18 protein-coding genes are annotated in these 26,292 nt (G+C 63.5%); all 18 read left to right on the plus strand.

From position 1 onward, the window contains the following. Window positions 1–96 precede the first annotated feature (96 nt). The 18 genes from AACH06_RS07325 (at window position 97) to AACH06_RS07410 (ending at window position 26,240) form a co-directional block, all read left to right on the plus strand. On the plus strand, window positions 97–882 hold the full coding sequence (locus tag AACH06_RS07325; protein WP_341424994.1) for an ABC transporter permease: 786 nt from the start codon (window positions 97–99) through the stop codon (window positions 880–882). A 9-nt stretch (window positions 883–891) separates the two neighbouring features. Further along, the gene (locus tag AACH06_RS07330) at window positions 892–1,566 is read left to right on the plus strand and encodes an ABC transporter ATP-binding protein (protein ID WP_341424995.1); all 675 of its coding nucleotides are present in this window, start codon (window positions 892–894) and stop codon (window positions 1,564–1,566) included. 65 nt (window positions 1,567–1,631) lie between these two features. Beyond that, window positions 1,632–2,660 (plus strand): KpsE/RkpR family capsule polysaccharide export protein, encoded by a 1,029-nt coding sequence (locus AACH06_RS07335; RefSeq protein ID WP_341424996.1) that lies wholly within the window; start codon window positions 1,632–1,634, stop codon window positions 2,658–2,660. Window positions 2,661–2,665: 5 nt separating this feature from the next. Continuing rightward, window positions 2,666–4,423 carry a polysaccharide biosynthesis/export family protein gene (locus AACH06_RS07340; RefSeq protein ID WP_341424997.1) on the plus strand — a complete coding sequence of 586 codons (1,758 nt, stop codon included), beginning with the start codon at window positions 2,666–2,668 and terminating at the stop codon, window positions 4,421–4,423. Window positions 4,424–4,493: 70 nt separating this feature from the next. Then, window positions 4,494–7,112 (plus strand): glycosyltransferase, encoded by a 2,619-nt coding sequence (locus tag AACH06_RS07345; RefSeq protein WP_341424998.1) that lies wholly within the window; start codon window positions 4,494–4,496, stop codon window positions 7,110–7,112. Next, on the plus strand, window positions 7,109–11,311 hold the full coding sequence (locus AACH06_RS07350; protein WP_341424999.1) for a glycosyltransferase family 2 protein: 4,203 nt from the start codon (window positions 7,109–7,111) through the stop codon (window positions 11,309–11,311). The genes AACH06_RS07345 and AACH06_RS07350 overlap by 4 nt, the downstream gene beginning before the upstream one ends. Then, window positions 11,302–12,288 carry a glycosyltransferase family 2 protein gene (locus AACH06_RS07355; RefSeq protein WP_341425000.1) on the plus strand — a complete coding sequence of 329 codons (987 nt, stop codon included), beginning with the start codon at window positions 11,302–11,304 and terminating at the stop codon, window positions 12,286–12,288. Before AACH06_RS07350 ends, AACH06_RS07355 begins: the two co-directional genes overlap by 10 nt. A 12-nt stretch (window positions 12,289–12,300) precedes the next feature. Further along, complete coding sequence (locus tag AACH06_RS07360) at window positions 12,301–13,998, plus strand: sulfotransferase family 2 domain-containing protein (RefSeq protein ID WP_341425001.1); 1,698 nt, start codon at window positions 12,301–12,303, stop codon at window positions 13,996–13,998. Window positions 13,999–14,173: 175 nt separating this feature from the next. After that, the gene (locus tag AACH06_RS07365) at window positions 14,174–14,938 is read left to right on the plus strand and encodes a sulfotransferase domain-containing protein (RefSeq protein WP_341425002.1); all 765 of its coding nucleotides are present in this window, start codon (window positions 14,174–14,176) and stop codon (window positions 14,936–14,938) included. Beyond that, window positions 14,926–16,602 (plus strand): beta-1,6-N-acetylglucosaminyltransferase, encoded by a 1,677-nt coding sequence (locus tag AACH06_RS07370; protein ID WP_341425003.1) that lies wholly within the window; start codon window positions 14,926–14,928, stop codon window positions 16,600–16,602. Before AACH06_RS07365 ends, AACH06_RS07370 begins: the two co-directional genes overlap by 13 nt. Before the next feature lie 47 nt (window positions 16,603–16,649). Further along, window positions 16,650–17,612: a sulfotransferase family protein gene (locus AACH06_RS07375; protein ID WP_341425004.1), complete on the plus strand. Its 963-nt coding sequence runs from the start codon at window positions 16,650–16,652 to the stop codon at window positions 17,610–17,612. 93 nt (window positions 17,613–17,705) lie between these two features. After that, window positions 17,706–18,461, plus strand: a complete 756-nt coding sequence (locus AACH06_RS07380) for a DUF6478 family protein (RefSeq protein ID WP_341425005.1) — start codon at window positions 17,706–17,708, stop codon at window positions 18,459–18,461. A 75-nt stretch (window positions 18,462–18,536) separates the two neighbouring features. Continuing rightward, the gene (locus AACH06_RS07385; RefSeq protein ID WP_341425006.1) at window positions 18,537–19,502 is read left to right on the plus strand and encodes a hypothetical protein; all 966 of its coding nucleotides are present in this window, start codon (window positions 18,537–18,539) and stop codon (window positions 19,500–19,502) included. 21 nt (window positions 19,503–19,523) lie between these two features. Beyond that, window positions 19,524–20,825, plus strand: coding sequence for a glycosyltransferase (locus AACH06_RS07390; protein ID WP_341425007.1), 1,302 nt, complete (start codon window positions 19,524–19,526; stop codon window positions 20,823–20,825). Beyond that, window positions 20,822–21,847, plus strand: coding sequence for a hypothetical protein (locus AACH06_RS07395; RefSeq protein WP_341425008.1), 1,026 nt, complete (start codon window positions 20,822–20,824; stop codon window positions 21,845–21,847). The genes AACH06_RS07390 and AACH06_RS07395 overlap by 4 nt, the downstream gene beginning before the upstream one ends. Next, a complete protein-coding gene (locus AACH06_RS07400) occupies window positions 21,847–23,031 on the plus strand; it encodes a glycosyltransferase (protein WP_341425009.1) in 1,185 nt (394 codons plus the stop codon). The genes AACH06_RS07395 and AACH06_RS07400 overlap by 1 nt, the downstream gene beginning before the upstream one ends. A gap of 111 nt (window positions 23,032–23,142) precedes the next feature. Next, the gene (locus AACH06_RS07405; protein WP_341425010.1) at window positions 23,143–23,907 is read left to right on the plus strand and encodes a hypothetical protein; all 765 of its coding nucleotides are present in this window, start codon (window positions 23,143–23,145) and stop codon (window positions 23,905–23,907) included. After that, complete coding sequence (locus tag AACH06_RS07410; protein WP_341425011.1) at window positions 23,904–26,240, plus strand: glycosyltransferase; 2,337 nt, start codon at window positions 23,904–23,906, stop codon at window positions 26,238–26,240. Before AACH06_RS07405 ends, AACH06_RS07410 begins: the two co-directional genes overlap by 4 nt. Window positions 26,241–26,292: the final 52 nt, after the last annotated feature.

Raw genomic sequence — 26,292 nt, forward strand, 5'->3', positions numbered from 1 at the left:
GATACTTTGTGACAGACCGCCGGGGATCAACCCCGCCGCGTCGGATAGAGTTCGCGCTTTGCTGGCGCGCCCGACCGGCAGTGCCCATCCCCGACCATGAAACGCAGTTCCTGGCAGATCCAGAAAGCCGTCGTCTTCGCGCTGATCTTGCGCGAACTTAAGACGCGCTTTGGCAACCGCATGGTCGGTCTGTTCTGGGTGCTCTTTGAACCGATGGCCAACATCGGGTTGATGCTGGCGTTGCGCATCATCGTCCGGCAGCGCACGGCCGGCGTGATGATCGACGTGGCGGTTTACCTCGTTGTCGCGATGATCCCGTTTTTCACATTTCGGAACATCTGGTTCCGGATGATGGGTGCCATCGACGGTAATGCGGGCTTGTTCGGGTATCGGCAGGTGAAGCCTGCAGACGCTATGGCGGCCCGGGCGATCATGGAAGTGGTGCTGTACTCCATGATCTTTGTCACCTTCATGGTGATATTTGCCTGGATGGACTATCGATGGCTGCCTGAGCGGCCCCTCGAATACATGGGCGTGGTGTCGTTGTTTGTCATATGGGGTATTGGCGCGGGTTTGATGTCTGCGGTGGCGGTCAAGAAAGTGCCTGCCGTCAGCACCTTTCTGCAATTGACCTCGTTTCCGCTGTATATCACTTCCGGCGTTTTGATTCCGATCACGACCTTTCCGCCGCTGGCCATCCAGGTATTGATGTGGAATCCGCTGCTACATTTGGTGGAGTTGGCGCGTTGGGCCTTCTTTCCCACATATCACCCGTTGATGGGCGTGAATTTCGAGTACCCACTGGTGGTTGGCCTGTTGCTGCTTTTCCTGGGTGTCTCGATGTTCTTTGTCAATCGCCAGCGTGTTTTGCTGCGGTCGTGAGGGGAGCTCATGATTGAACTTCGGAACCTCACCAAGTCGTACCCGACGCAGAACGGACGGAAGTACGTATTCAAAGACCTCAACTTCAAGCTCCCGAGTGGATCGGGCGTGGGCTTGATTGGGCGTAACGGCGCGGGCAAGTCCACTCTTTTGAACCTGTTGGCGGGCTTGGACATGCCCGACCGCGGGGAAGTGATCACCACCGACAGCATTTCTTGGCCCGTGGGCCTGTCAGGCGGCTTTCAGGGCTCATTGAGCGCCAGGGACAACACTCGTTTTGTTTGTCGTGTTTTCGGTGCGACGGGTGCCGAAAAGCGCGAAAAGATCGAGTACGTCGAAAAATTCGCCGAGATTGGCGAGTATTTCGATCTGCCCATGCGCTCCTACTCTCCGGGCATGCGCGCTCGCGTGGCGTTCGGTATCAGTATGGCCTTCGATTTCGACTACTACCTGATCGACGAGGTCATGGCGGTAGGCGACCCCATATTCCGCAAGAAGGCTGCACAAGTGTTTCGGGAAAAGCTGGCCGGGGCGGGTGTCATCCTGGTCTCTCACAACCACAAGGACATCAAGGACCTGTGCAGCACCGTTGTGTTCATCCACAACGGTTGTGCCACGGTCTACGACGATGTTGACGAGGGTCTCGCGGCCTTCCAGGAATTACTCAAGGCAACGCAACCATGAAGGCATCCGCATTCACGCCCCGCCGGCTCAAGCTGGCACTGATTGCCCTGCCGATGGCACTCGGTTTGGTCTACTACACCGTGATCGCCTCGGACCGCTACACGAGCGAATCGATGATCGCCGTGCAGTCGGCGCTGGTCAGTCCGACCGGTGGTGGGGCCATCTCGCTGGGGACGGGCGCTGGGCTGATGGGCTGGCAGGACACCCTCTATGTCATGGACTACGTGCACTCGGTGACGCTCGCCCAAGAACTGGACAAGCGGCTGAAACTGCGAGAGCACTTCGAGCAACCGCGGGCCGATCTGTTCTACCGGCTGTGGCCCGGCACCAGCGCCGAGTGGTTCTTCAAGTACTACCGCTCGCGGGTTGAGCTGGAGTTCAGCGACGTCAACGGTCTGCTGACCATCCGTACCCAGGGCTTTGACCCCGAGATGGCGGAGAAGCTCAACCGCGCCATCCTGGATTCGGCTGAGCGCTTCGTCAACGAGTTTTCGCACCGTATTGCTCGCGAGCAGATGCAGTTCTCGAAGGGCGAATTCGATGCCGCCGCGGTGAAATGGCAGACGGCGAAGGCCAAGCTGGTGGAGTTCCAGACGGTCAACAAGATCCTCGATCCGATCGCACAGTCCACCGCGGCTTCCGCGTTGACGGCGGAGCTTCAAGCGACGGTTGCGCGGCTGGAGGCTGATCTGAAAAGCAAGCTGGCCTTCATGCAGCCCGACGCGCCCCAGATCGTCACCCTGAAGAATCAAATTGTCGCTAACCGGGCCCAACTCGACTCGGAGAAGGCTCGAACGACCAACGGCCAGGGAGGCGACCGCTTGGGGGTGCTCAACACCCAGTATCAAGCGCTCTTGCTGGATGCGGCGATCGCCGAAGACCAGTACAAAGCGGCCAATGCGGCACTCGAGGCTGCCCGTCTCGAGGCGGCTCGCAAGTTGAAGAGTCTGGTCATCGTCGAGGCGCCGATCAAGGCACAGTCGGCGGAGTACCCTCGCCGTATCTATAACCTGCTCACTCTGCTCGCGCTGTGTGCCATCCTCTATTCGGTGGTCCGGCTGATCGTTGCCACCATCCAGGAACATCAGGACTGAATGCCATGAATCGTATGTTTCCACGCGCCCTGGTCGCGGCTTTGACCCTGAGTCTCCTGGCCCATGGTGCGGTCGCGCAGACGACTTCGCAGCCTGGGACGGTGCCCACGTCGACGGGCGGTATGACGAGTTCGTCGACCACCACACCGACGCCGAACACTGGCGTGCCCACAGCCGGTACGGCTGCGCAGCCGCAGTCACCGGTGCCTGTTGGAGCGCCTGTCGTCGCGCCGCCCAGCCCCACCGCCCCCTTGCCGCCTTCCCCGACCGCCACCACTGGAGCAAAGCCGATCGTCTTCGGCTCCCAGATGTTCAGTGGCCGTTTTGGCGCGGTCACGTTCAGCGGCTTCAATCCTGACTACCAACTGGCGATTGGCGACCGCGTGTTGGTTCGTCTGTGGGGTGCCACCGGCTATGAAGCGGTCCAGCCGGTCGATGCCCAGGGCAACATCTTCATCCCCAACGTGGGCCCCGTGAAAGTTGTCGGTGTTCGCAACGGTGATTTGAACCAGTTGGTCGACAACGCGGTCAAGAAGGTGTTCCGGGCCAACGTGGGCGTCTATGCGACCTTGGAGGCAGCACAGCCGGTGAAGGTCTACGTCACAGGTTTCGTGCGCGCGCCCGGCCTGTACGGCGGCCTGTCGTCGGACTCGGTTCTCTACTACATCGACCGGGCAGCCGGGATCGACCCGGACCGCGGTAGTTATCTGGCCGTGGATGTGATGCGCAACGGCAAGCTGCGCGCACGCATCGACCTGTACCAGTTCCTGCTCAAGGGTCAGATTGAGGCGCTGCAACTGCAGGATGGTGACACCATCGTCGTGCCACCTCGTCGCCATGCGGTGGTGGTCACGGGCGAGGTGCTCAACCCCTACCAGTTTGAATTGAGCAAGCCGCAGGTGACGGCGGCCGAGCTGATGGCGTTGGCTCAGCCGAATCCGAACGCCACGCACATCAGCATCGTGCGCTCGATTGGTGCCGAGCGGCGCAGCGAATACCACCCGATTGACAAGGCCGGCGAGGTTGTCGTCCAGGCTGGCGATGAAGTGGGCGTGACAGCCGACAAGTACCCAGCGACCATCCTCGTGCGGATCGACGGTGCCCACCTGGGTGAGCGTTCGTTTGTGATGCCGTATGGCGCCCGCCTCAAGGATGTGGTGGCGCGGCTCAAGCCTGCACCGCAAGCCAACATGGATGCGCTCCAGCTTTACCGTCGCTCGGTGGCGGCCAAGCAAAAGGAAAGTTTGGATCAGACACTGCGTGGACTGGAAGTGACGGCGCTGACGGGCCGTTCGTCGACGATGGAAGAGGCCAACCTGCGCAAGACGGAAGCCGAACTGATCCTCCAGTTCGTCGAGCGGGCGCGGCAGATCGTTCCCAAGGGGCAGGTCGTCTTGGCCGACAAGAACCAGGCCGGTGAAACGGTCATGGAAGACGGTGACGTGGTTCGCTTGCCGGAGCTCAGCAACCTGGTGGCCGTCAGCGGCGAAGTCACGTTCGCCAACACGCTGGTTTACGCGCCCAACTACAGCATCGACGACTATGTGGATCTGGTGGGCGGCTACACCCAGCGCTCCGATCGAAACAAGACCCTGCTCATGCGCCCTGATGGCAGCATTGCCCCGAGCGGCAGCAAGCCTGGCCCGGGCGACGAGATTATCGTGTTCCCCAAGGTCGAGACCAAGTGGGTGGAAGTCGCGCGTGGCATCACGTCGATCCTCTACCAGTTGGCCATCTCGGCCAAGGTGCTGACCACCTTCTGACGGCGAGCGCTCGGCGCGGCTTCCACCAGGCCGGGCCGAGCCCGAATCGGGCGGCCAAGGAGGCGGCTTAGTGATTGCGGTACCCAAGCGGGCCCTCGACGCCCAGGTGATGCTACAGAGCATCCGCCTGGTGCGGGCGGTCGGCCGCCTGTGGGGCAACCGTCAGGCGCTGTTGTCGTTCGAAATCGAGTTGACGCGCCACCTGGGGCTGTTCGATCGCGAGCACTACCTCGCACAAATCGAGCCCAGCGAACTGCGTGGCATGTCGCCGCTGAGGCACTACGTGCTGATCGGTGACGCCGCCAACTTGTCACCGACGCCACTGTTCGATCTGCGCCACTACGATGCGCATGCTGGGCCCAGGCACGGCATCAACAGGTTGCTGCATTACGGTCTGGTGTCGAGGTTCCAAGGTGTTTCGCCAACGCCTTGGTTCGATGCGGAGTACTACCTTCAGAGCAATCCGGATGTCGCCCAGTCCGGCATGGATGCTCTGGAACACTTTCAACGCTGGGGATGGCGTGAGGGGCGCAGCCCCCTGCCGGGCGTCGATATGCGGCGCCTGTTGGGGTCACAGCCCGGCCTGAGGGTGTCCAAGGGCAATCCGCTGTCGCTGTTCGCCAGCGGGCACATTGCGCACCATTTGAACGACAAGAAGCCGGTGCGCACTGTCCCAGCGGCATTGTCCGACAGCGCCGACATCGACATGCTGGACCCCGCTCGATGGGCCAGCGTTCAACCCCGCCCTCGGACAGCGGAGCCCATGGTTGATGTCCTCATTCCGGTCTACGGTGGTGCCCAGGAAACCCTGCGATGTCTGTGGACGGTGCTGAACACGCCCGTCAAGACGCCGCATGAGGTGATTGTGATCAACGATGCGGGTCCGGTGCCCGAGTTGAACGCGATGCTTCGCAGCCTCGCAGGACGTGACCTCTTCACCCTGGAGCAGCATCGGCTCAATCAGGGGTTTGTGAAGACGGTCAACCACGGCCTTCGACTGCACCGGGACCGTGATGTCGTCATCCTGAACAGCGATACCGAGGTCTACAACAACTGGCTCGATCGATTGATGCGCCACGCCGCCGAGCATCCGCGGCTCGCCACGATCACGCCCTTGTCGAACAACGCCACCATCTGCAGCTATCCCGAGACACTCAGCGACAACCGACTGGGGCTCGAGATCACGCCCGCCGAAGTGGATCTTGTGGCGGCCGAGGTCAATGCCGGCAAGCATGTGACGACGCCGACGGGCGTGGGTTTTTGCATGTACATGCGTCGGGAGGCCATTCGGGACATCGGCCTGCTGGATGAACGCCATTTCGGCCGGGGCTACGGCGAAGAGAACGACTTTTGCCAGCGGGCCATCCGCCGTGGATGGAGCAATGCGCTGGCCTGCGACATCTATGTCCGGCATGTCGGATCGGTCAGCTTCAAGGGTGAAGCGGCGGAGCGCACCGCCAAAGCCATCCGAACGCTGGCCAAGCTGCACCCGCACTATGAAGCTGACGTCGCTCGTCACATTGCAGACGATCCGGCGTGGGTGTACCGGGCGCGGATGGATCTGGCTCGACTCAAGCGCTTGAAGACCGACCGCAACGTCTTGCTGGTCTGCCATAACCGGGGCGGGGGTACCGAGCGACATCTGCTGGAGCAGTCGCAACAGTTGCTGGCGCAGGGTGCTGCTGCGTTCGAATTGAGGCCGTCGCACGAAGACGGATGCGTGGCGCTGCTCCACCCGGGGCTTTACGGTTTGCAGAATCTGGCCGCCTTGCCTCTGCATGTCGATGGGATGCTCGAAGAGGCGTTTCGTGAGCTCTCCATCAGCGAAATTCACCTGCATCACCTGATCGACTTTCCCTCCTCCACCGCACAGCACCTCATGGGAGTCGCGCGACGCTTGGGCATGTCCATCCGCCTGGCCGTTCACGATTACTACGCCGTTTGCCCTCGCGTGAATCTGGTGACGGCCGATGGCCGCTACTGTGGCGAGCCCACGACCGAGGACTGCAATCGCTGCCTCTCGCAAGACAAGATGATCGACCACACCGGGACGATTGAAACTTGGAGAGGGCAGTCCTTGCAGTTGTTGAGCGCCGCCCAGCAGGTCATCGTCCCTTCCATGGATGTGGCACGTCGGCTCGCCCAGTTGGCGCCACAGCTCACAGTCACCGTGGAGCCGCATGAGGACGATCCGCCCCCCCGGCAGCTGCCTCCACCACGCTTGGCGCCAGGTGAGTCGCTGCGTGTGCTGGTGATAGGTGCGATCAGCCGCATCAAGGGGTATGACGTGGTGTTGGGCCTGGCGCAGTCGGCGCGTAATCGCGCACTGCCCCTGAAGGTGTCGCTGCTGGGCTATTCCATGGACGACCCTCGCCTCGCCGATCAAGGCGTTGCCTTGCTGGGGCGCTACTTCGACAACGAGCTGCTTGAGAAAATCAGTGCGGCCGATCCACACATCGTGCTGATCCCGTCGATCTGGCCTGAGACCTATTGCTACGTGCTGTCCGGCGCGCTGCACAGCGGCCGCCGCATCGCCGTGTTTGACTTGGGCGCCCAGGCCGAGCGGACCCGTCTGCATGACCCGGCTCACCTCCTGCTGCCTCTCGATCTGGCCGACCGCCCAGACGAACTGGCCGACCGGCTCCTGGCAGCCACTGAGCCGCCGCAAGCTTTGCCGGTGGCAGCGTGAAGGCTTTCTGGCGTAGATCAGGCCCGCCACCGAAAGCAGATCCGGCCAAGCTGGCGGCCATCCACGTCGAGCAAGTCGAGTGCGCGACAGTGCGCGGCTGGGCCTGGGGCGGCGACGGAACCGAGGGTGATCTGCAAGGATTCGTCAACGGAAGGCGGATCGAGTTGCCCATCAGGCGCCTGCCCCGGGACGATGTGCTGACCCATCTCGGCGTGACGACAAGAAGCACCCCAGACTGCTGCCCAGGGTTTGAGATTCAGTGGCGCGCCGATCAATGGAAGTTCTTCGTTGAGACCGATGCGACGGTCCAGTTGGAACTCAGGCTGGGCAACGATGCGAACGTCGCAGTCAGCGTCCAGTTCGATGATTCGATGCTGGACGAGTGGGCGCGTGGTGTGCTGGCGGCTGAAGAAAAGCGGCAGGACGATGAGTGGCCCCGCCTGCGCGACTTCCTGGCGCTGGATCGTTCGCGTTGGGCATGGGTCTGGGATCAGTGGGAGCTCCAGGGCGGGGATCCCGACACGCGCGTTCAGCTGTCTTTGGAGAGTCAGGACGGCATCGTGCTGACGGGCTGGGCGAGCGACCGCCAGGGGCGTGGAGAGACCTTCTCAATACGCGTTGGCGACAGGGTGCTGCAGCCTCTGGTGACACGCCATGATCGAGACGATGTCCGTCGAATGCTGACGGGCGCGTGCGAGATGCCGGGGTTCGATCTGCTCCTGCCCGCGGCGATCTGGGAGGCTGCAGGATCGGAATCACATATCGATTTCGAGGTGGTGGTGAATGGCCGAAGGCTGACTCCCCATCCATTGACGTTGAGCCGCCAGCAACTTGCCGATCGACTGACGGGCACCCCCACATCGGATGGCGGGGCATCCGGCACCGATTCCCAGCTTTGCGACGCGTGCCTCGAGGCCGCGTGGAGCGAACATCTTCGAGCCTCGGGTGGGGTCGAACCGCTGGGACTCGAGCCTGGAGAAGCACCAGCACTTCCGGGCGTCAGGACCACGGAAGTCGCGCATGAAGCCGAGCCACTGCTTCACCCATCGGCGCAGGATGTACCGTCTCCCGAGCAGTTCAGCTCGTCGCTATGGGCGCTTCAGCGCCGCCTCAACCGCGAACTCGGGCAGGTGCCGTTCAACGGCGCTGGATGGCGAATGGCTCTGGATGCTGCGCTGCAGTCCAGCGAGGCGCAAACAGCCCCGAGCATCGTCCTCGAACGCTTCGCCGTGATGTTGGTGCCATCGTTTTGCGCGTTGCAATCGCTGGACCTTTTGATTCCGCTGCTGGCCACTTCCGACATCGAGCGCTTGTTGCATTCCGACGGTGCTTGGGAGCTCTCGCTGATCTTGCCGGTGCTGCTGAGGGAGGATCTCGTCAACGGCACCTTGGACAGAAGCGCACGGGTGCTGGAGCGAATCGCCCGCGCGGTGCCGGGTGGCTGGCTCAACACCGAAGTCTTCGCGGATGTCGTTCGCGCACTGCGCGGGGCTGTCGACGACATGGTGCTCGAAGCGCGCGATTTGCACCGTTTGGCCGATGCCGTGCGGATGGTGTACCACCGACTGGACGCCGGGCCCTGGTCGAGGCTTCACGATCGGTACCTGGTCGAGGCGATGGTCGAGCTGGTGCGGTTCCATCCCCACCTCGATGAGCCGACGGGTGAGGCTGTGCTCGAAGATGCCATTCGCTGGTACGCGACCGTTCCCTCGTTTTGGGCGGCTTTGAGCCACGACGATCTTCAGCACCCAACCCTCGCCCGCGCCTACCTGGCGCACTGCGGTTGGAGTTCGGTTTTGAACGGAGCCACACCCGATGCCTCCGAAGTAAAGCGGGCCATGGCCGACCTGAGACAGCTGGGCATTGCCGACGCGGATTGGCAAGCGCGCCACTGGCTGGCGAGGTGGAAGAAGCCTCACATCGACCTGGGTCTGCCGCCCGTGGAAACGCTGCGCACCCGACCTGCGCAGGCGCTGGCCACATGGTGTTGGCATCGTGTGGCCCCCGTGCCGGTGGCGCCGCACGCCGATCTGCGACGCAGCGCGCAACGGCTGCTGCAAGATTGGCACGATGCGGTGACGAGGCGCGACGCTCAACAGCTGTCCAAGCTCTGGGAGGCCGCAGGCCCCGCCTGGATTCAATTGGCTTCGGAATCGACCCGCTTCGCGGGCCTTTTGCACCTTGTCAGCGCATGGGCTGCGCTCGGTGCGGTTGTCGGGCCCGGGCCATCCGCGGCTGTCGACGGACCGTCAGCCTTGTTGCTGCAACGTGTTGGGTGCGCCATCGACAGCGCGGTTCGACGGGTTCAGACCATCTTGCAGCGCCAGCGCGACCTGTTCAGTGCTCCGCCAGCGGCGTGGCTTGCGGTGCTCGATTGGATGGCGACCCTGCGCGCCGATGATCGATCGCCGGAACCATGGTCCGAAACGCTTCGGGAAGCGCGCGCGTGGATCCAGGCGTCGTGGGGTGGCGTCTTGGCAATTGACTCGAGTGGCGAACTTGCGGCCAACACGGTGCGCTCCGCTCCACTACCCGGGATCAGCCTGCTGGTCATCGTCACCGTCTCAGGCGCTTCGAGGGCGACAGACCGCCTACGCCGCATAGCCTGCACATGGGGCCTGGAGCTCACGAAGCACGGAGCCGCGTGGTGCAGTTGGCGCCCCGGCGACGGGCCAGTCGAAGAGGAGCAGCCAGCCGCGGGCGAAACCGGTGTGTGGAGTCTCCAGGGGGGAGGGCGACTCGCTCTCTTATCTTGGTTGACGCGCAGCACCGCATTCGGGCGCTTCATGTTCGTCGACGATGATGTTCACCTTCTTCCCGATGCGTTGCATGCGGAATCCGGTGCGTTGACCGAGCACTACCACGGCACCATCCGCGAGCGCGCCGACATCATCGGCTTGCCGTGGGTGGACCCCACGGAAGGGCTGACTGTCTCCCGGGCGGCGGCGCAGTGGGCAGAACGGATTGCGCGAAGCCGGGCTGGCGCGCGGATCGGCCTGTTTTCCACGGACGAAGCGATCCGCCTGGCGCATGCTCTGGCCTTGTTGCATGTGGCCCCTCGATCCGACGGGCACTTCGTCCACCTTCGTCGCGTGCCGGGCCCCCATCACCCGACGGTAGACCGTTTTCACAACTTCTGGTTGCCTGGCAGCGGCAGCCCGACGATCCTGACGACGATCGACGACGATGAAGACCCGAAGGAGGTGTTGGCTCCGGAAGTTCACGGTACGCCGCTGCCCAGTCGAATCTGGCCCCTGGACGTGCTGCCCCGACCTTCGGCCATTGGCAGCGCGTCGCAACAGCTGGTGCGTCTGAGTGCGCCGTTGCCCGACGATCTGAGTGGTGCCCCTTGCGTCATCGCCGTGGCTCGCAATGAACGGGTGCTGCTGCCCCACTTTCTGGACCACTATCGCGGGCTCGGCGTTCGTCGATTCTTCATTGCCGACAATCTGTCTACCGATGGCAGCCGCGAGTTCCTCCTGCAGCAGCAGGATGTGTGCTTGTACTCGGTCGACACGCCTTACCGTGACTCACACTACGGCGTGTCGTGGCAGCAGGCCTTGCTGGGCGAACATGGTCAGCACGGGTGGGCGGTGGTGGCCGATATCGATGAACTTCTGGTGTGGCCCGGATGCGAGCGCGAAGGGCTGGCAGCCTTGTGTGGGCGTCTGGACGCGGAAGGCGCCGGCGCGGCCATGGCACTGATGGTCGACATGTATCCCACAGGCAGTCTGGAGGACGCCGACTTCGAGCGTGGGCGCCCCTTCATGGAGGCCCCGTGCTTTGATGCTGCCCCTTGCCTGCCTTGGAGATTGGGCTCGGGGCACTATTCGAACGGCCCCACGTATGTCAGCGCTGTTCGCCATCGCCTGTTGCCCGAATCCCCGCCCAACCAATTCACCGCTCAGAAGCTGCCGTTGATGCGCTATCACTCAGGTGTTCGACTATCGGAGGGCCTGCACTATGTGTCCGGCTTGCGCCCTTCAGGGTGTCGGCTCTATTTGGCCCATTTCAAGTACCACAAGGGCTTTCGCGCCAAGGTCGAAGAAGAGGTGGCGCGCAAACAGCACTACAACGGGGCCGAGGAGTACCGCCGATACCGTGCGCTTTGGACCGAAGCCCGGGGCATGATGTTCGACGCGGCCCTGTCGAGGCGCTACGTCGATTCATATTCGTTTGCGGATATCCCATGGAACTGAGTTTGGAAGAGCTGTCGATCCGACGCCGCATTGCCAGGCATGGCCGGGAGCTTCAGCCGCGCCGCGTCGACACCGCCGCGATCGACAAGGCTTGGTGCATCGTTGTCGTCTGCGTCCGAAACGAGCGGCCTCGATTGACGCGATTCCTGGGCCACTATCGGCATTTGGGCGCGGCCCACTTTCTCTTCGTTGACAACGCCTCGACCGATGACACCGAGTCCTACCTGCTCGAGCAGCCGGATTGCTCCGTCTGGCGGGCCGAGGGCAGCTACAAGGCGTCGAACTTTGGCATGGACTGGTGCAACCACCTGCTGGGTCGTTTCGGACGGAACAAGTGGTGCGTGACGGTGGACCCCGATGAGTTCTTGCTGTTTCCCTATTGTGAGCAGCGAGGCCTGAAGAGCTTGACCCGCTACATGGACAGCATCGGCCAGCCCAGTCTCTTCGCGCCCTTGATCGACGTCTACGGGGCAGGTCGGCTCAGCGAAACTCCGTTGACGGCCGACACCGACCCGTTCGAGCTTTGTCCCTACTTTGACCGCTTCAACCTGACCCAGCGGTGGGACGATGCCAGTGGCAGCTTCTGGGTCCAAGGCGGAGTCCGAATGCGCCGGTTCTTCTCGCAAGACCCGATGAAGGCGCCGGCCCTCAACAAGGTCCCGTTGATCAAATGGCGAGCCGGACTGCGCTACGTGTCGTCCATGCACCATACGAACCAGCGTGAACTCAACTGCACCGTGCGGGGAAACCGCACCGCGGTCTCCGGCGTCCTGTTCCATTTCAAGTATGTGAACCTGTTGAGTCAGAAGGCCGCCGAGGAGATGCAACGTGGTGAACACTATGACGGCAGCTCGGAGTACCGGGCCTATCTCGACGCTGGAGACCCGGTGCTCTTCGATCCCGACGTGTCGGTTCGGTTCGGCGGTACACGTCAATTGCAGGACCTGGGCTTCATGCAGGCCGGCGCGTGGTTCTGAGGCTTTCAGCACATGGCCTTGTCTGAAGGCGCGATCGAAGACTTCGTCGCGCGTAGCCTCCAATCCGAAACGTCGCTGCTGAGGTTTCCCGGGTATCAAGTTGACTTTCTCCCGGGGGGGGCCGTCCTGGTCGTCACCTTCGAGCCGGCGGCGATGGGAAAGTCGGAACCCGACCTGAATCGCCCGGCCTGGGGGCAGGCCTTTCTTCAGAAGCGCGGGCATTCGGTCTTGGGCGTCAAGCGGGCGGCGACAGCGTGGTACCGCAGTGTCGAGTTGCACCGACTGTTTCGAAGCTTGCAGACGCGCGACTTCTTCGGCCACTTTGAACGGGTCCTTTTTTATGGACCGTCAATGGGCGGATACGCGGCCCTGGCTCTGGCTGCAGCGGCACCCGGGTGCACCATCCTGGCACTCAATCCGCAGTCGACTCTGGCACCCGACCGCGTATGGTTCGACCAACGCTTCGCAGGCGCTCGGGCTGCGAGTTGGAAGGGCGACTTCATCGATGGCGTGGACGGCGCACTAACCGCCGAGCGTGTGTACGTGTGTTACGACCCTTATCAGATCAAGGATCGATTGCACGCCCTGCGCCTGCCCACGCATAACCGCATCAATCTGCGGCTTCCGTTCGTGGGCCACACCACCGCCCAGGCGTTGAATGGGCTGGGGCTTCTGGGCACTGTCTTTGACGAGGCACTCCAGGGCACGCTCGATGAGAAGCGCTTTCGACAGATGGCCCGTGAGCGCCTCCGTTGGGCCGACTACCATGTGCACTTGGCGGAGCGCGGGGTGTGGCCACCGCGACGGTGGCGACACCTGAGTCAAGCGCTGGTCCTTGACGACAAACACCCGCGCGCGCTGTTGCTGCGCGATGCCTGGAAGGCGAGAACTGATGGGCCGTCGGTGGCGGCTCAGGATCCGCATGGGACACAGTCCGCCCGCCGGGCTCCGCCCGCCGCGCGGCCTTCGAGGGAGCGCTGGCCCATGGGCGTGGTCACTGCGGAGCGGGTGCCCTTGATCTATTTGAATCTGCCCAAGTGCGCCAGCACCACCATCCAGAACCACCTGCTGTTTCTTGCTGACGGCCGGTACGCGGATCAGCCGCGAGACATTCACCAAAATGATGGGCTGCGTCGAAGCCGTGAAGACAACGATGCGACGCACGACCTGATATCCCGCCAAGTTCACGAGGGTGCGCTGGTCTTCACCTTCGTGCGCGACCCGGGGCGTCGGGCCTATGCCTGCTTTCACGAAAAGATCATGCAGCAGGGGCGCCACAGCTTCATGGCGATCCGGCAGGCGCTCATCAAGGATTGGGGATTGCGACCACCTGCACCAGGGCAGGCTTCGACTCTGGAACTGCAGCGAGCCAACTTCAGCGTATTCCTACGGTTTGTCGAGGCCAACCTCGCCGGAGACACGCCCATTCGGCGCGATCCACATTGGTGCCCGCAAGGGCCCATGCTGGTGAGATACCGCCAGCACATCAAGATCGACCAGGTGGGGAAGGTGGAGAACTTCGCCGCAGACTTGGCCTTGATCCTTCATCGAGCGGGCGTCTCGCGAGCGGTCGACGTCAATGCGCGTCCTTGGACCAATCCGCCGGCGCCGTTCTCGTTCGACGAGGTTCTCACACCCGATCTCCAGGCTCAGCTCGACCGGCTTTATGAGTCGGACTACATCCATCTCGGCTATCGCCGGCCCTCATGAAGCGTGCCCGGGAACGGCAGCATCAGCCTCGCGGCCCGTCGAACGAACGGGTTGGCGTGAAGACTGCTTGCGCCTTGAATGAAGATTCACCTGACGGACGGGTCATGCGCGAGGTGCTGCGGTACAGTTCCCGCGCCTCGCGCCGGCTCAGGCCATTTCAAGGAATTGCGTCGAAGTGAAGATCTCTATCAAGCCGCCCCAGAACAAGAAGCCTGTCTTCGGTCGCCCCGCCTTTTTGTTGGTGGGCATGATGCGCAGCGGCTCGAATTTCTTGGAGCGGCAGCTCAATTTGTTGCCGGACGTTCGTTGTCACGGCGAACTCTTCAACCCTTCCTTCATCGGTTTTTCCCACCAGGTCGCCACGAAAATCCCGGGTTACGCTCGGGATAATCCTGCTGCCCGGAACGCGGATGAAGAGGCCTTCACCGCGGCGGTCGACGCAGCCTGCGATCGCTCCGTTGTCGGATTGCGCCTGTTTCTTGACCACAGCCCGGCGATGACGGCCCGGCTGCTGTACGACGCCAACGTCAAGAAGATCGTCTTGTCCAGGAACCTGCTCGAGGCCTACGTCTCGCTCGAGACCGCGCGCGAAACCGGCGTGTGGCTGACCACCGAGGCGGCCAAGGCACCCCCCAAGCCTGTCAAGGTCGACATCAACAAGCTGGTGACGTTTTCCTTGCGCCAGAGCCTGTACTACAACGATGTGCAGACGGTGTTGCATCAGACTGGGCAGAGCTATCTTCAAGTCGACTACAACGAAATCAAGAGTCTCGACAAGCTCAACGAAATCGCCAGCTTCTCGGGCTCGAAGCATCGCTTCGCCGAGGTGACTGAGCCCATCCAGAAGCAGAACCCGGGTTCACTCGAAGAGCGCATTCTCGACTTCCCGAAGCTTGTCGAGGAATTGAAGCGTCGGCAGTTGGCGAGATGGTTCCGCTGAACGATGCCGCGTTGAGAGGCCGTCGCCCGCGGTTGGCGCTACTGATGCTGTGCCATGAGGCGCCCGCCGCGGTCGCCAAGCGGCTGAACGCACTGTTCTTCCGGCATCCCGATGTCACCACCTACATCCACTACGATGGCGGTCGAAGCGCGGCCCATCGCGCTGAACTGCGCCGGCTGCTGCCAGAGGACGGGCGCTATCGCTTCGTGGAGTCTCCGGTGGCCTGCAACTGGGGCGATTACACGCTGGTGGAAGCCACGCGCCGCCTGATTGAATCGGCACTTCAGGACGGTGACTTTCTGGCAGATCATTTGGTTCTGCTCAGTACGTCATGCGTTCCCTATCGCCCTGTGAGCAGCCTCCAGGCCTATCTCAAGGAACGGCCTGACACGGAATTCATTCAGGCGCACGACCCTCAACACGGTCGGTGGGTCCAAGGAGGATTGGAAAGTGAACGTTTCGAATACTACTTTCCGTTCAATTACAGGACGCGGCGTCCATGGTTCGAATGGCTCACCGAACGACAGCGCGAATTCCGCGTGCGAAGGCGTGTGCCCGATGGGCTGAGTGTCAGGTTTGGCTCTCAGTGGTTCTGTCTGACCCGTGCTACGGCGGCCCGTGTGGCGACGGAACTCGGGCGGCCTGCGATACGACGCTGGCTGCGGTGGTGCTGGATTCCTGACGAATTCGCCATACAAACCTTGGTGACCAAGTTCTGTCCACCTGCCAAGGTGGCCGGCTTCAACTTGACCTACTACGAGTTCGGGCCGACCGGGCAGCCGTTGGTCCTGGAGAATGGTCATCTCGAGCATCTGCTGGAACAGCCCTTCTTCTTTGCTCGTAAGCTGGCACCTGAAGCAACCGTGCTGACGGACGCACTGAGCGCTCGCGCTGGAGAGCCGGAGTCGGACCTGAGCTATTTCGATCGCGTGGGAGTGCCTACGTCGCGGTACGTGCGCCACCTCGGAGAGGTGGCTACTGGCGCGGCGCGGCGCGCCCATGTGGGTACACCGGAGAACGGGGAGCAGGGCGTTCTCGGAACAAACACCCGTCGTTACTATGTCTTGCGCGCCAGTTCACGCGCTTGGCTACGGGCCCTGTTGCGGCGAGCTCGAACGGTGGAGCGTCTGCCTATTTACGACGCCCCCTTCGAAGCCGATGCCGCTCGCATTGCCGGTGCAGAGGCCTATCGAGGGTTTCATCCCATGGATCGCTACCGGCGCGATCATGATCCGGCCGCCTACCTGCTTGAGCTGGTCGAATCGGATCCGCTGCAGCCGGCGGCGTGGGGCTTGGACTTGAAGCAACCCGGTTGGGCGCGAAAAGCCATTCGTGCGGATACCCGCGCCACGGTGGTGGACGTCGATCCCCTGCTCAGCCGAGAGCAGCGCGCGGCAACGATGTTGTCGGAGTTGGACCGAAGCTCCGATGCGAGCACGATCCAGCAGGTGCTCCAGGCCATGCGAGACGGAAGTCCGCTGCCTGACGACGCGTTCTTGCTCGGCAGTGTGCGCCCCCCGGCGTGCCAAACGGTGGCATTGCGCGATCTGGGCCCTGAACTGGGGGATGCCACGCTGCTGGCGCTTCGCACCGCTTATCATGCGCTCGACCCAGCGCCCTATCATGTTTCGCCCGGAGCTGCCTGGCGTCAGTTCTGGAAATAGCGCGCTGGGCCGTCCCTCAGCGCCTTCGATGACCTAGCTTTACCGACATGAATAAACCGGCCGCCCCCGCTTCCAAAGCCAAACCTGCCGCCGCAGCGCCGGTGGCCGCTGTGCCGGCTGCGGTCGGGCTTGAATCGCCTGAGGCCGTAGAGCCGCCACCGCCCTTTTTCGTGCTGGGTTGTGTTCGTTCAGGCACCACGATGCTGCGTGATGCTCTCCGGATGCATCCCAATCTGGCCTGCCCAGAGGAAACTCACTTCTTCCGTTGGGGTGAGCCGTACGGTACGGAGGCCATGTCCCGCTCGTTGTCCAACAACGCTGTCTTGAAGAAACATCGGGAAATCGATGGCATCACGGAGCCGGAGTTCGCTGATCTGTTGAGGCAGTGCGGATCCAGGGCTGAGCTCTACACACGGTACATGGCCCTGTACCTCCAGCGTAAGAAGCCGGGTGCGACGCGCTGGTTCGACAAGACCCCTCAGAACGTCTACGGAGCGCTGCTGGCTGCCAGCAGCATGCCGCGGTCGAAGTTTGTGCACATCGTTCGCGACCCGATCAATGTGGTCGCGAGCCTGCGCATCGGTCGCATCGTGAAGGTCGAGAACCTGACCGGGGCCTGCAACTACTGGAATGAGGCGGTGCAGATCGTCAGCGGGCTGAAGCGAGCCTACCCGGCGCGTGTCTTCGAATTGCGGTACGAAGACTTCGTGGCGGATCCGGAACCTCAACTCAAGCTGCTGCTCGATTTCATCGGCGAACCGTTCGACGCCAAATGGTTCGCTCAGCTCAACACCCGGCAGGTCGACCACAAGGACGAAGGGGTTCTGTCTGACGCAGAACAGGCTGTCGTTCGCCGCTCTTGCGCGCAAGGCCGCCGCCGCTATGGCTATGAGCCGAGCGAAGGCGGCTTGGGCAAGTTGGAGGGCAAGGCCAAGGGGAAGGCCAAGGCGAAGGCCAAGGCGATCTCAAACAAAGTTCCAGGGGCCCGTAAGGCCGCCAAGGCGGCCTGAGCGGGACGCTAAGATTTCCAGATGGGCGTCTCAACGGCGCCTCGCCCGGGCGTCCGGCACTGGCCCGGCCCAACTTTTGCTGCTGAGTCTTCCATGTCAAATATCGTAGATCCGCGCCGCCAAGAGCAGGTGCACCGTCTGACCCTTGAGTTGCAAGCCCTGAGAGGGCGGCTGAATGACACCATCGACCAGCTGTGCGAGCTGGTGGCGGGGCATGAGCTCGGCAGCGAGCCGATCGGCTTGTCGCCGTTGGCGGGTTTGGAGCAAGGCAGCATGGAGCGCAGCTTGGCCCCCGCTTGGCTGCGACTGCCGAGCAACCAGGCTTCCGTCAGCAACCCGCCTTCGGGGCATCGGCTGGGGAACGAAACCGCGGTCTACAGCGACTACCGCAGTGGTTTCCTCCAGGTCATCCAGGTGAGTCAGCCGCGCGGTGCCGATGAGAACTACGCACTGGTGGTCAACCATGCGGATTTCGACGGCAGCTTCTTGTCGGTTGTGATTGACGCTCGGTCGCTGCTGGCCGACATGCCGGCCGGCAGCGCGCGCCTGTCGCTGGCGGTTGAGGTGCGGGGCACGCCGATGCCTGGCATGAACGCCAAATGCGCGTGGAAGGTGGGCGAGCACTGGAGCGAGCGGCCCCTTCGCTTGCAAGGCGGCCAGCTCGCGGCCGACAGCCTCACGGTCGACATGCTGGATCCGGCTCAGATCAATGCGCTCGACTTCCACTTGTTCTTCAATCCGGTGGGGCGTGGCAGCTTCGAAATCCGTCGCTTGACGGTGGCGCTCGTGGTCACCCCCAGTAACGAAGAAGTCCCTGTCACGTCCAGCGTCTTCGAAACCGCTCCCTGACAGCCACTGCGGCGGCCCGGCCGGCCCAGCCGCCCGGGATGATCCAGGCGGAAGTTTTTATTTGCAGGTTCCACCATGAATCCCTCCGACGTTAACGACCCCGCCTCTATCGGCGCCGTGCCGCTTGCCCAGGCCCGCATCGATTGGGGTCACGGTCGAATCATCGGCTTTTCCGTTCCGGCGGACGACGCGCTGGCATTCGACGTCGTCCAGCTTTGGCTGGATGGGCGCTGTGTCGCTTCGGCGGTCGCCAATCTCTCGGTTTTCGATTTCGCGCGCGACCTCGCTGGTCTGAATCTGCCGTCACGCGAACACTCGGCGTTCGAGCTGCGCATACCGCAGGCGGCGCTCGTGCCGGGCCAGGTGGGCAATGGCTCGGTCGAACTGGAGGTGCGGACGACGCGCGGCACGTCGGTGCTGGCGGCCGCGATCCAAGGTCTGCACGAGCTGCTGCGCCTGACCGACGGCGCACCGGTGGACTTGCTCTATCAGGTTCGCTTTCATGGCCTGGCATCGGGCGCCGTGCAGGGCTGTGTCGTCAATCTCCACGGCGTGAGTCAGCGGCCTGCGTTGCTGGTCCGCCTGAATGACCAGTCGCCTGAGCCCCTGGCCTTCTACGAATCCGCCGCTGACGGCAGCGTGCACCACTTCTCGATCCCGGTGCGCATGGATCGGCTCATCAGCGGGGTCAACCAGATCAGCGTCGTGGGTCCAGATGGGCAACCGCTGGGCAGCTATCCCATCCATGTGGGCGTGGGAACGCTCGGCGAAAGCGACCGCAAGCTGGCGGCGCTGGAGGCTGAGGTGGCGTTCCTGAAGCGACTGGTGTTGACGCAGAACCCCGAGGCGCTGCCGGCTCGCTTGGCTTTGCTCAAGAGCGAAATCGTCAACATCTGCTCCGAAATGATGACGCTGCAACGCACGAACTTCGAGCGTGAGTGGCTCGCGCGCCCCGCGGCGCCCGCTCCGGCGTCTGCCGCCGGCGTGGCCCATGCGCCGTTGCGCCCCTTGGGTACAGCGCCGCACGCGGCGAAGGCCTGACGGCGTCGGAGATCGAGCGCCGTGTCGAGCTACGCTGAACCCGAGGTGCGATCCCTGCCCGCCACAACGGCTGGCGCGCGTCGACGCCTGTATCTTTTTTCTCCCCTCCCGCCGCAGCGCAACGGTCTGGCGGATTACATCGTCGAGTATCTGCCGATGCTGGCAGATGACTTCGAGTTGTGCCTTGTGGCCGAAGCCGGCCGAGGCGCGGCCGCCGCGGCGCAGTTCCCTGGCGCTCCGTTCCAAGTCATCGACGAGGCTGTTTTCCTGGCGCGTCAGCCAGAGACCGGCGCTCAGACCTTCTACAACATCGGCAACAACGGCGACTGCGCCTACATGCTGGAACACCTGCACCGCTTCCCCGGTCTGGTGGTGGTCCATGACGTGTCGCTCTTCTACCTGCATCAGGTGGCGTTGCAGATGGAGCGCTCCAACGGCATGTTCAATCACTGGGTGCGCGACACCGGGTACGAGGTGCCCGCTGATTTCGTCGCCCGAGACGGCTCGCTGGGCCGCACGCCAGGGTTGCTGTACCAAGAGTGCCTGATGGTGCGCCGCATCGCCGAATCGGCTCGGGGCCTGATGCTGCACAGCCGCTATGCAGAAGCACGCTTTCGCGGCGGCGCTTTCGACATACCGCTGGGCGCTGAACACCGTCGGCCGATGGCGCGCATCCCTCATTTCGTGTTGCCGCCAGCGCCACCGGCCTGGGACGCCTACCAGGTGTTGCAGCGATTCGGCATCGACACCAACGACATCCTGTTGCTGGTGCCAGGCTTCCTCACGGGCAACAAGATGCTTTATGAGGTGCTGGTGGCCTATTCGCGAGCCTGCACCAGCCAGCCGCGCCTGAAGCTGCTGTTCGCCGGGGAAGAGCGGCCAGACGAATACAACATCTCAGCCCGGATCAAACAGCTCTGGCCCGATGGTGACGGCCCTCGTGTCACCGGCTACCTGGACGCGCGGGAGCTGGACATCCTCCTGGGACGCGCAGACCTGTCCTTCGTCTTGCGGTATCCCACCTACGGCGAAACCTCGGGCATCCTGCCCCGTGCCGTCATGGGCGGCGGCCGTGTCGTGACGGTGGACATCGGCTCGTACCCCGAATTCGAGTCGCCGCTGATCAGCCATGTCGCGATCGGGCCGACCATGGTCGACCAGCTGTACGCGAGCATTCAATCGCTGTGTGCCTCGATGCCCAAGGCGGCCGATCGCGCGGCGCGCCGCCAGGTCGAGGCGCAGCGCGCCGACACCTTGAGCCCCCGCTCGCTGTACCCCCGCATTCGTGAACTGATCAACCAGGCCTGGGAGGTGTCGCGATGAACGCGCCAGATCCCGCCGCTTTCGCCGCGACACATCGCGCCGGCTTCTTCATGAACGCCTGGGTCGACTTGTTCGCTGCCAACGTCGCCCGGCAGGGCGCGCTGGGCCAGGGCTTGGCCGTCGTGCTGACGGATTCGCTGTGCGTCATGCCCTTGCTGGAATCCCAGACCCCGATCGGCTGGATCCACACCTCGGCATGCAAGTTTCAGGACTTCATCCCCGTGGCGCACGGTCAGCCGTCGCCGCGGGTACGGGTGGATGCGGCCAGCCAGCCTGCCGATGCCAGCCGCATGCTGCGCCGCGCCAGCCTCTGTTTGGCAGCCGTGTCCCCGGATCGCGAGCGCGCCGCTGCAATCGCTGCACTCGCTGCCAAAGCCTTGCAGGCTCGTGCCGCGTTGCTGCTGTTTGGCCTGCCGCAAAGCGCCGGGTGGGCGGCTTTCGACGGGCTGGTTCGCCAAGGAGCGCTGCAGCCCGTGGCCGCGGGCGGTGCGCAAGTCCTGGCGAGTGCCAGTCTGGCGGGCACCTTGGGCGACTCAGGTCTCAACGATGTGGAGCGTGCACTCGCACTCGCGGGCCAGCTCAGCCGTGCTCGCCAGGCCGACCTTCATTGCGAGCGGCTGGAGCAGGGGCAGTTGAAATTGCGCTTGCGGATCGATCCGGTCCACTTGGCGGCGGCGGGCAGCGTGACGCTGGCCCACCACCTGGCCCACGAAGGGCGCGCCTTGTTCAACAGCCGCGGCCTGGGTTCTTTCGCCGTACCTTGGGGCGCGCCATGCCAGGCGCGCTTGCTCCTGCGTAATGTGCGGGCACGCATCGACACGCTTCAGATCGCCATGGCGGGCCAGAGCTTGGCGCCCCTGGCGGTCGATTACACCGAGTTCGGTGCCTTCCTGAAACTGGCGCTGCCGCCGGTGGAGCCGGGCTGCGACGCGTTGCTGCACATGTCATTGCCACGCGAGGCCGTTCCGAATGACGGCTTCTGCGACATCGGCGCCGCCGAATTCACCGTCGAGACGGCATGATGGATCTCTCCAGCCCCACCGCGCCCCACACCTTTGCGCCCAGCACCATGGCGGCTCCTCGCTGCCTGGTCGTCACCTTCAACCGGCTGGTGCCGGCGGATCAGGGCAATGCGCGCCGGATCATGCAGATGGTCCGGCTCTACAAGAACCAGGGTTTCGAAGTCGACCTGCTGTACCACAATGAAGAGGGCTTCGACCCTGCGTTGTCGCATGCGCTGGCAGGTGAATTCGCCCGAGTGACGGTCGTACGCTCCCGCGCTCCCAAGCACATCCTGCCCGGCCACGTTTGCCGCATTGTCGATTGGTACGACAAGGGCCTCGAAGCGGCTGCGCGCGACATGCACCGGCTGCGCGGCTACAACGTCGTCCATGTGAACTACGTGTGGTATTCGCCGCTGCTCGAGCAATTCGGCTCGGACGTGGTGAAGGTGCTAGACACCCACGACGTGTTTGGCGAGCGTCGCGCGAAGTACACCGCCGCCGGCATGAAGCCGCAGTGGTTCAGCACGACCTATGCCGACGAGGACGTGGCCCTGCGGCGTGCCGACGCGGCACTGGCCATCCAGAAGGAAGAGGCTGCTGAGCTGGCTGCTCGGGGCCACCGCAACATTCTTTACCTGCCGTACGTCGAGCCCGCACTGCGTCCGTTCCAGCCCCGCGGCGGCGACCGTCCGCTTACCTTCGGCTACCTGGGCAGCGGCAACGACTGGAACATCCTCAGCATGGCGGAGTTCCTTTCGAAAATGCAGGCGCGTGGCGTGGCGTTTCCGCATCCAATCGTCGTGGCCGGCGGTGTTTGCCGGCATGTGCGCGATGGCTCGGGCGTCATCAAGCTGGGGTTCGTGCAAGAACTGCACACCTTCTATGACGCCATCGACGTGGCGCTCAATCCGATGGTGGGCGGCACCGGGCTCAAGATCAAGACGGTGGAACCGTTGTGCTACGGCAAGCCGGTCTTGACCACGCTGCCGGGCGCTCAGGGGCTGACCCACCTGTGGCAGTTGCCGATGTTTGACGACAACCATGGGCTGGTCGACTACATGTTCGAGCACTTCGGCCGCGGCAGCGGAGCGGAGTCGGTCGAAAAACTGTCTCAGATGGCTGCCAGCACTCGTCGCGCGCTCGATGCCGAGTACGACGGCCAGGTCGATCGCCTGGCGCGCTGGCTCGCGTCGCGGGTCTGAGCGGTGATGGCGACGCGCCGAAGCGTGTCCCGAGGGGGCAGCATTCGGCGCGGGCTGGTAAATTGCGCCGCCTCAACCCTTGATTCATTTCCTCGTTTCGCAGGCTGATCCATGAGCGAACAAGACAAGTCCGTCCGGCTGAAGGCTCTCGCGCGCGAGATCCGCGATGAGCTGGGCGAGCACAATGTGCTGGACGCTTTGGCGCGCGAATTGGCGGTCAGCCGTCTGGCGCTGGCCGAGGTGTCCGCCGAGTTGGCCGAGGTCCGCAAGGAGATGGAGGCGATCCGGCTGATTCAGAGGAGCCGCGACATCCTCCTGCCCCAGGCCAAGCTGCAGTACGCTGGGCGCCGCCAGGCTGCCATCGAAGCAAGCATGCCGATGCCCGCCGAGCGAGGCTTCTATGCGCTGGAGCGCGATGGTGTGGGCAACCCCTTCCGCTGGACGGGCCCGACTCGATCGTTCCACTTCGACCTCCACCTGGATCGAACCGTCCCGCTGCGTTTTGTGCTGCAGATGCCGCTGTGGGGCTCTGAGCACGCCCAGGGCCTGCGTGCCAGTTGCGACGAGGTTTCTCTGCCTTTGCTGCGCCGTCCTGGCCATCGCGTGCTGGATTTCGAGGGGGTGCTGCTGCCGCGGGAAGTGCTGGGTCTCACCCGGCTCACGTTCCTCTCTGAGCGGGTCAGCACGGTCACCTCGAACGAGGACGAAGGTGCGTCTCGTCAGCTGGGTGTGCCTTTCCTGCGGCTGAGCGTCGCCGAGATTTCCGACACCGAGTACGCCGACTGGCTCAAGGGTGTTGAACCGTCTGCGGCCGAGACGGCGCCCAACAAGCTGGTCAAGCCTGCCGCCCCGGTGGCCGATACCGACACGCCATGATTCCACGCGCCGAGGTCCCGTCGACGCTTGCCGCCGGTTCGGCCGATGGCGAGGCCACCTCGCCCGCAGACGACGCCCTGCATGCTGAATTGCTGGCTCGGCTGTCCGAGCCGGAAGTGCAACTGCTGGGTGCGGACATCCTCGTGCTTTCGCCGACCCCCACGGCGCCGACCGACCAGGGAAACCGCAAGCGCATTTACGCGGTCTGCAAAGAGCTGCAGCGGCGCGGCGCGCGCATCCACTTCGTCTTCTACCCGCAAGAGTGGTGGTTCGACTTCCTGCCCGATGATCTCGTTCGGGAGATGGCTTCGCAGTGGGACAGCTTTCACCTCCTGCCGGCCACCCGGCACACCTACACCAAGCCGGAAGGGGCCGACTACCACATCGATGAGTGGTGGGACGACTCCATTCGCGACTACCTGCAGTGGCTGTTCAAACGCAATCGCTTCGACGCGTTCATCGTCAACTACGCCTACATGAGCAAGGCGTTCGAGTACGCGCCGGCGAACACGCTCAAGATCCTGGACACCCACGACAAGTTCACGGGGCGGCGCCAGCTGCTGGCTGACAACGGCATCGCGCCGGAGTTCTTCTACACCACGGCCGACCAGGAGGCCATCGCGCTGAACCGCGCTCAGTTGGTGTGGGCCATCAAGGACGAAGAGGCCGAGTTCTACCGGAGCATCAGCAACACGCCGTGCATCACCATGCCGCACATTGAGCCGGAGACCCGCGTCGCGCGGGTTCGCCAGCCCAAGGATGAGGGCAAGCTCGTTATCGGCATGCTGGGTTCGGGCAACGTCATCAACGTCAACAACGCGCGCGCCTTCGTCAAGGCGGCCATGCCGATCATCGCGCGGCGAGGGGCGCCGATCGTCATCCGCTTTGTCGGCGCCATGTGCCGCCGCCTGCCGGATCTGGAAGGCATGGATGGCGTCGAGTTGCTGGGGCCCGTCGACACCACCGACGAGTTCTACCGGGATGTTGATCTCGTCATCGTGCCATTGGCGTTCTCGACCGGCCTGAAGATCAAGGCCGTCGAGGCCTTCGCGACCGGCATGCCGCTGGTGGCGATGGGCCATGCGCTCGAAGGCATCCCGACGCGCCACCCCTGGCACCAGTGCCAGACGATGGAGGAGGTGGCCGAGGTCTGCTGCGATGTGGCGTTCGACCGGGCTCAGCTCGACGGCTTGACCGAAAGCACCACCAGCACCTATGCGCTGGTTCGCGCGCAGGCCAAGGTTGCTTTCGATGACACGCTGCACCGTCTGACGCACTATCCGACGGTGGTCATGACGGTGGACCGCAGCTTCTTCGAGCTCGATTCCCCCTACCGGGAGCACGTCTTCCAAACGGTCAACCTGATGCGACACCTGTCTCAGGTGGTGCTCTATTTCGACCAGCCCTTGCCGGCCAACCAGAACGCGCTGTTCGAGGCGTTCCATGGCATGTCCACCCATTGCAAGGTGGCGGTGGCGCCGGGGCTGGAGGCCCCCAAGGGGCGGTCTCTGGGGCTGTCGAGCGTGCAGGCCAGCCTGAAGGATGTGCTGGCCGCTTACGGCCGAGCCACCCTGTGGGTGACCCGTCTGTGCGCCGAAATGCTGCACCTGCCCAAGCAGCCGGCCCGGCTCCCGTTGTTTGTGCGCCTTGACATTCTCCGCATGTTCCAGCCTTCCGTGTTGGGAGGCGACGCCGTCGCCAAGTTGACCGCGCAGTTCCAGGAAGTGACGCTGATCGATTGCCATCCGCTGGCTCCACCGGTGAAGGCGGCCGAGCACGCCCGTGTGGTCAACGTGCCGTTCTGGCGCTGGCGGCCTTGGCTCTTGAACAACGACGACGGCCCGCACCGGGTGCTCTTGCTGGCTCGCGACGATCAGGTTGAACTGGCGGATGTACTGGCCGATGCGCTGGATCGTTTCCACCCTGATTGGGCGCCTGCCCAGGTGGTGGTTGGCGACCTGGCGCAGGCCGGCCCGACATCGATGGGTGTCTATGCGCGTGCGCGATTGCACGCCGGGACGATGCTGGGCCGCTTCGGCTTGCTGCGCCCCTTGCCGATCGCGGTGTTGGACTTGACCGGTGACGCGCCGGACTTCGAGGTTTTCCGCGAAACATTGCGCCGCGCCCAGGTGCCTGTCATCCAGCCCCCGCAAGGCGTCGATTCGCTGGAGCCGCCGACACTGTGGCAATTGGCAGATTTCGTCATGTCGTTGGGCCGGAATCTTGCAAGCTTCACGGCGCAAGCCCAAAAGGATGAGAAATCCCGTTATGGGGGCGATGCGGGGTGGAACTACATCTGGAAGTCGGTTTCCGTCAAAAACGTGCTCTGGTAGCAGGCGCGTAAACTCCAAGTCCGGCCTCAGAAGCCGCTGTTTTCCCTATCGT

The sequence above is a fragment of the Ideonella lacteola genome (assembly GCF_038066555.1).
In the GTDB taxonomy this organism is placed as follows: Bacteria; Pseudomonadota; Gammaproteobacteria; order Burkholderiales; family Burkholderiaceae_C; genus Ideonella; species Ideonella lacteola.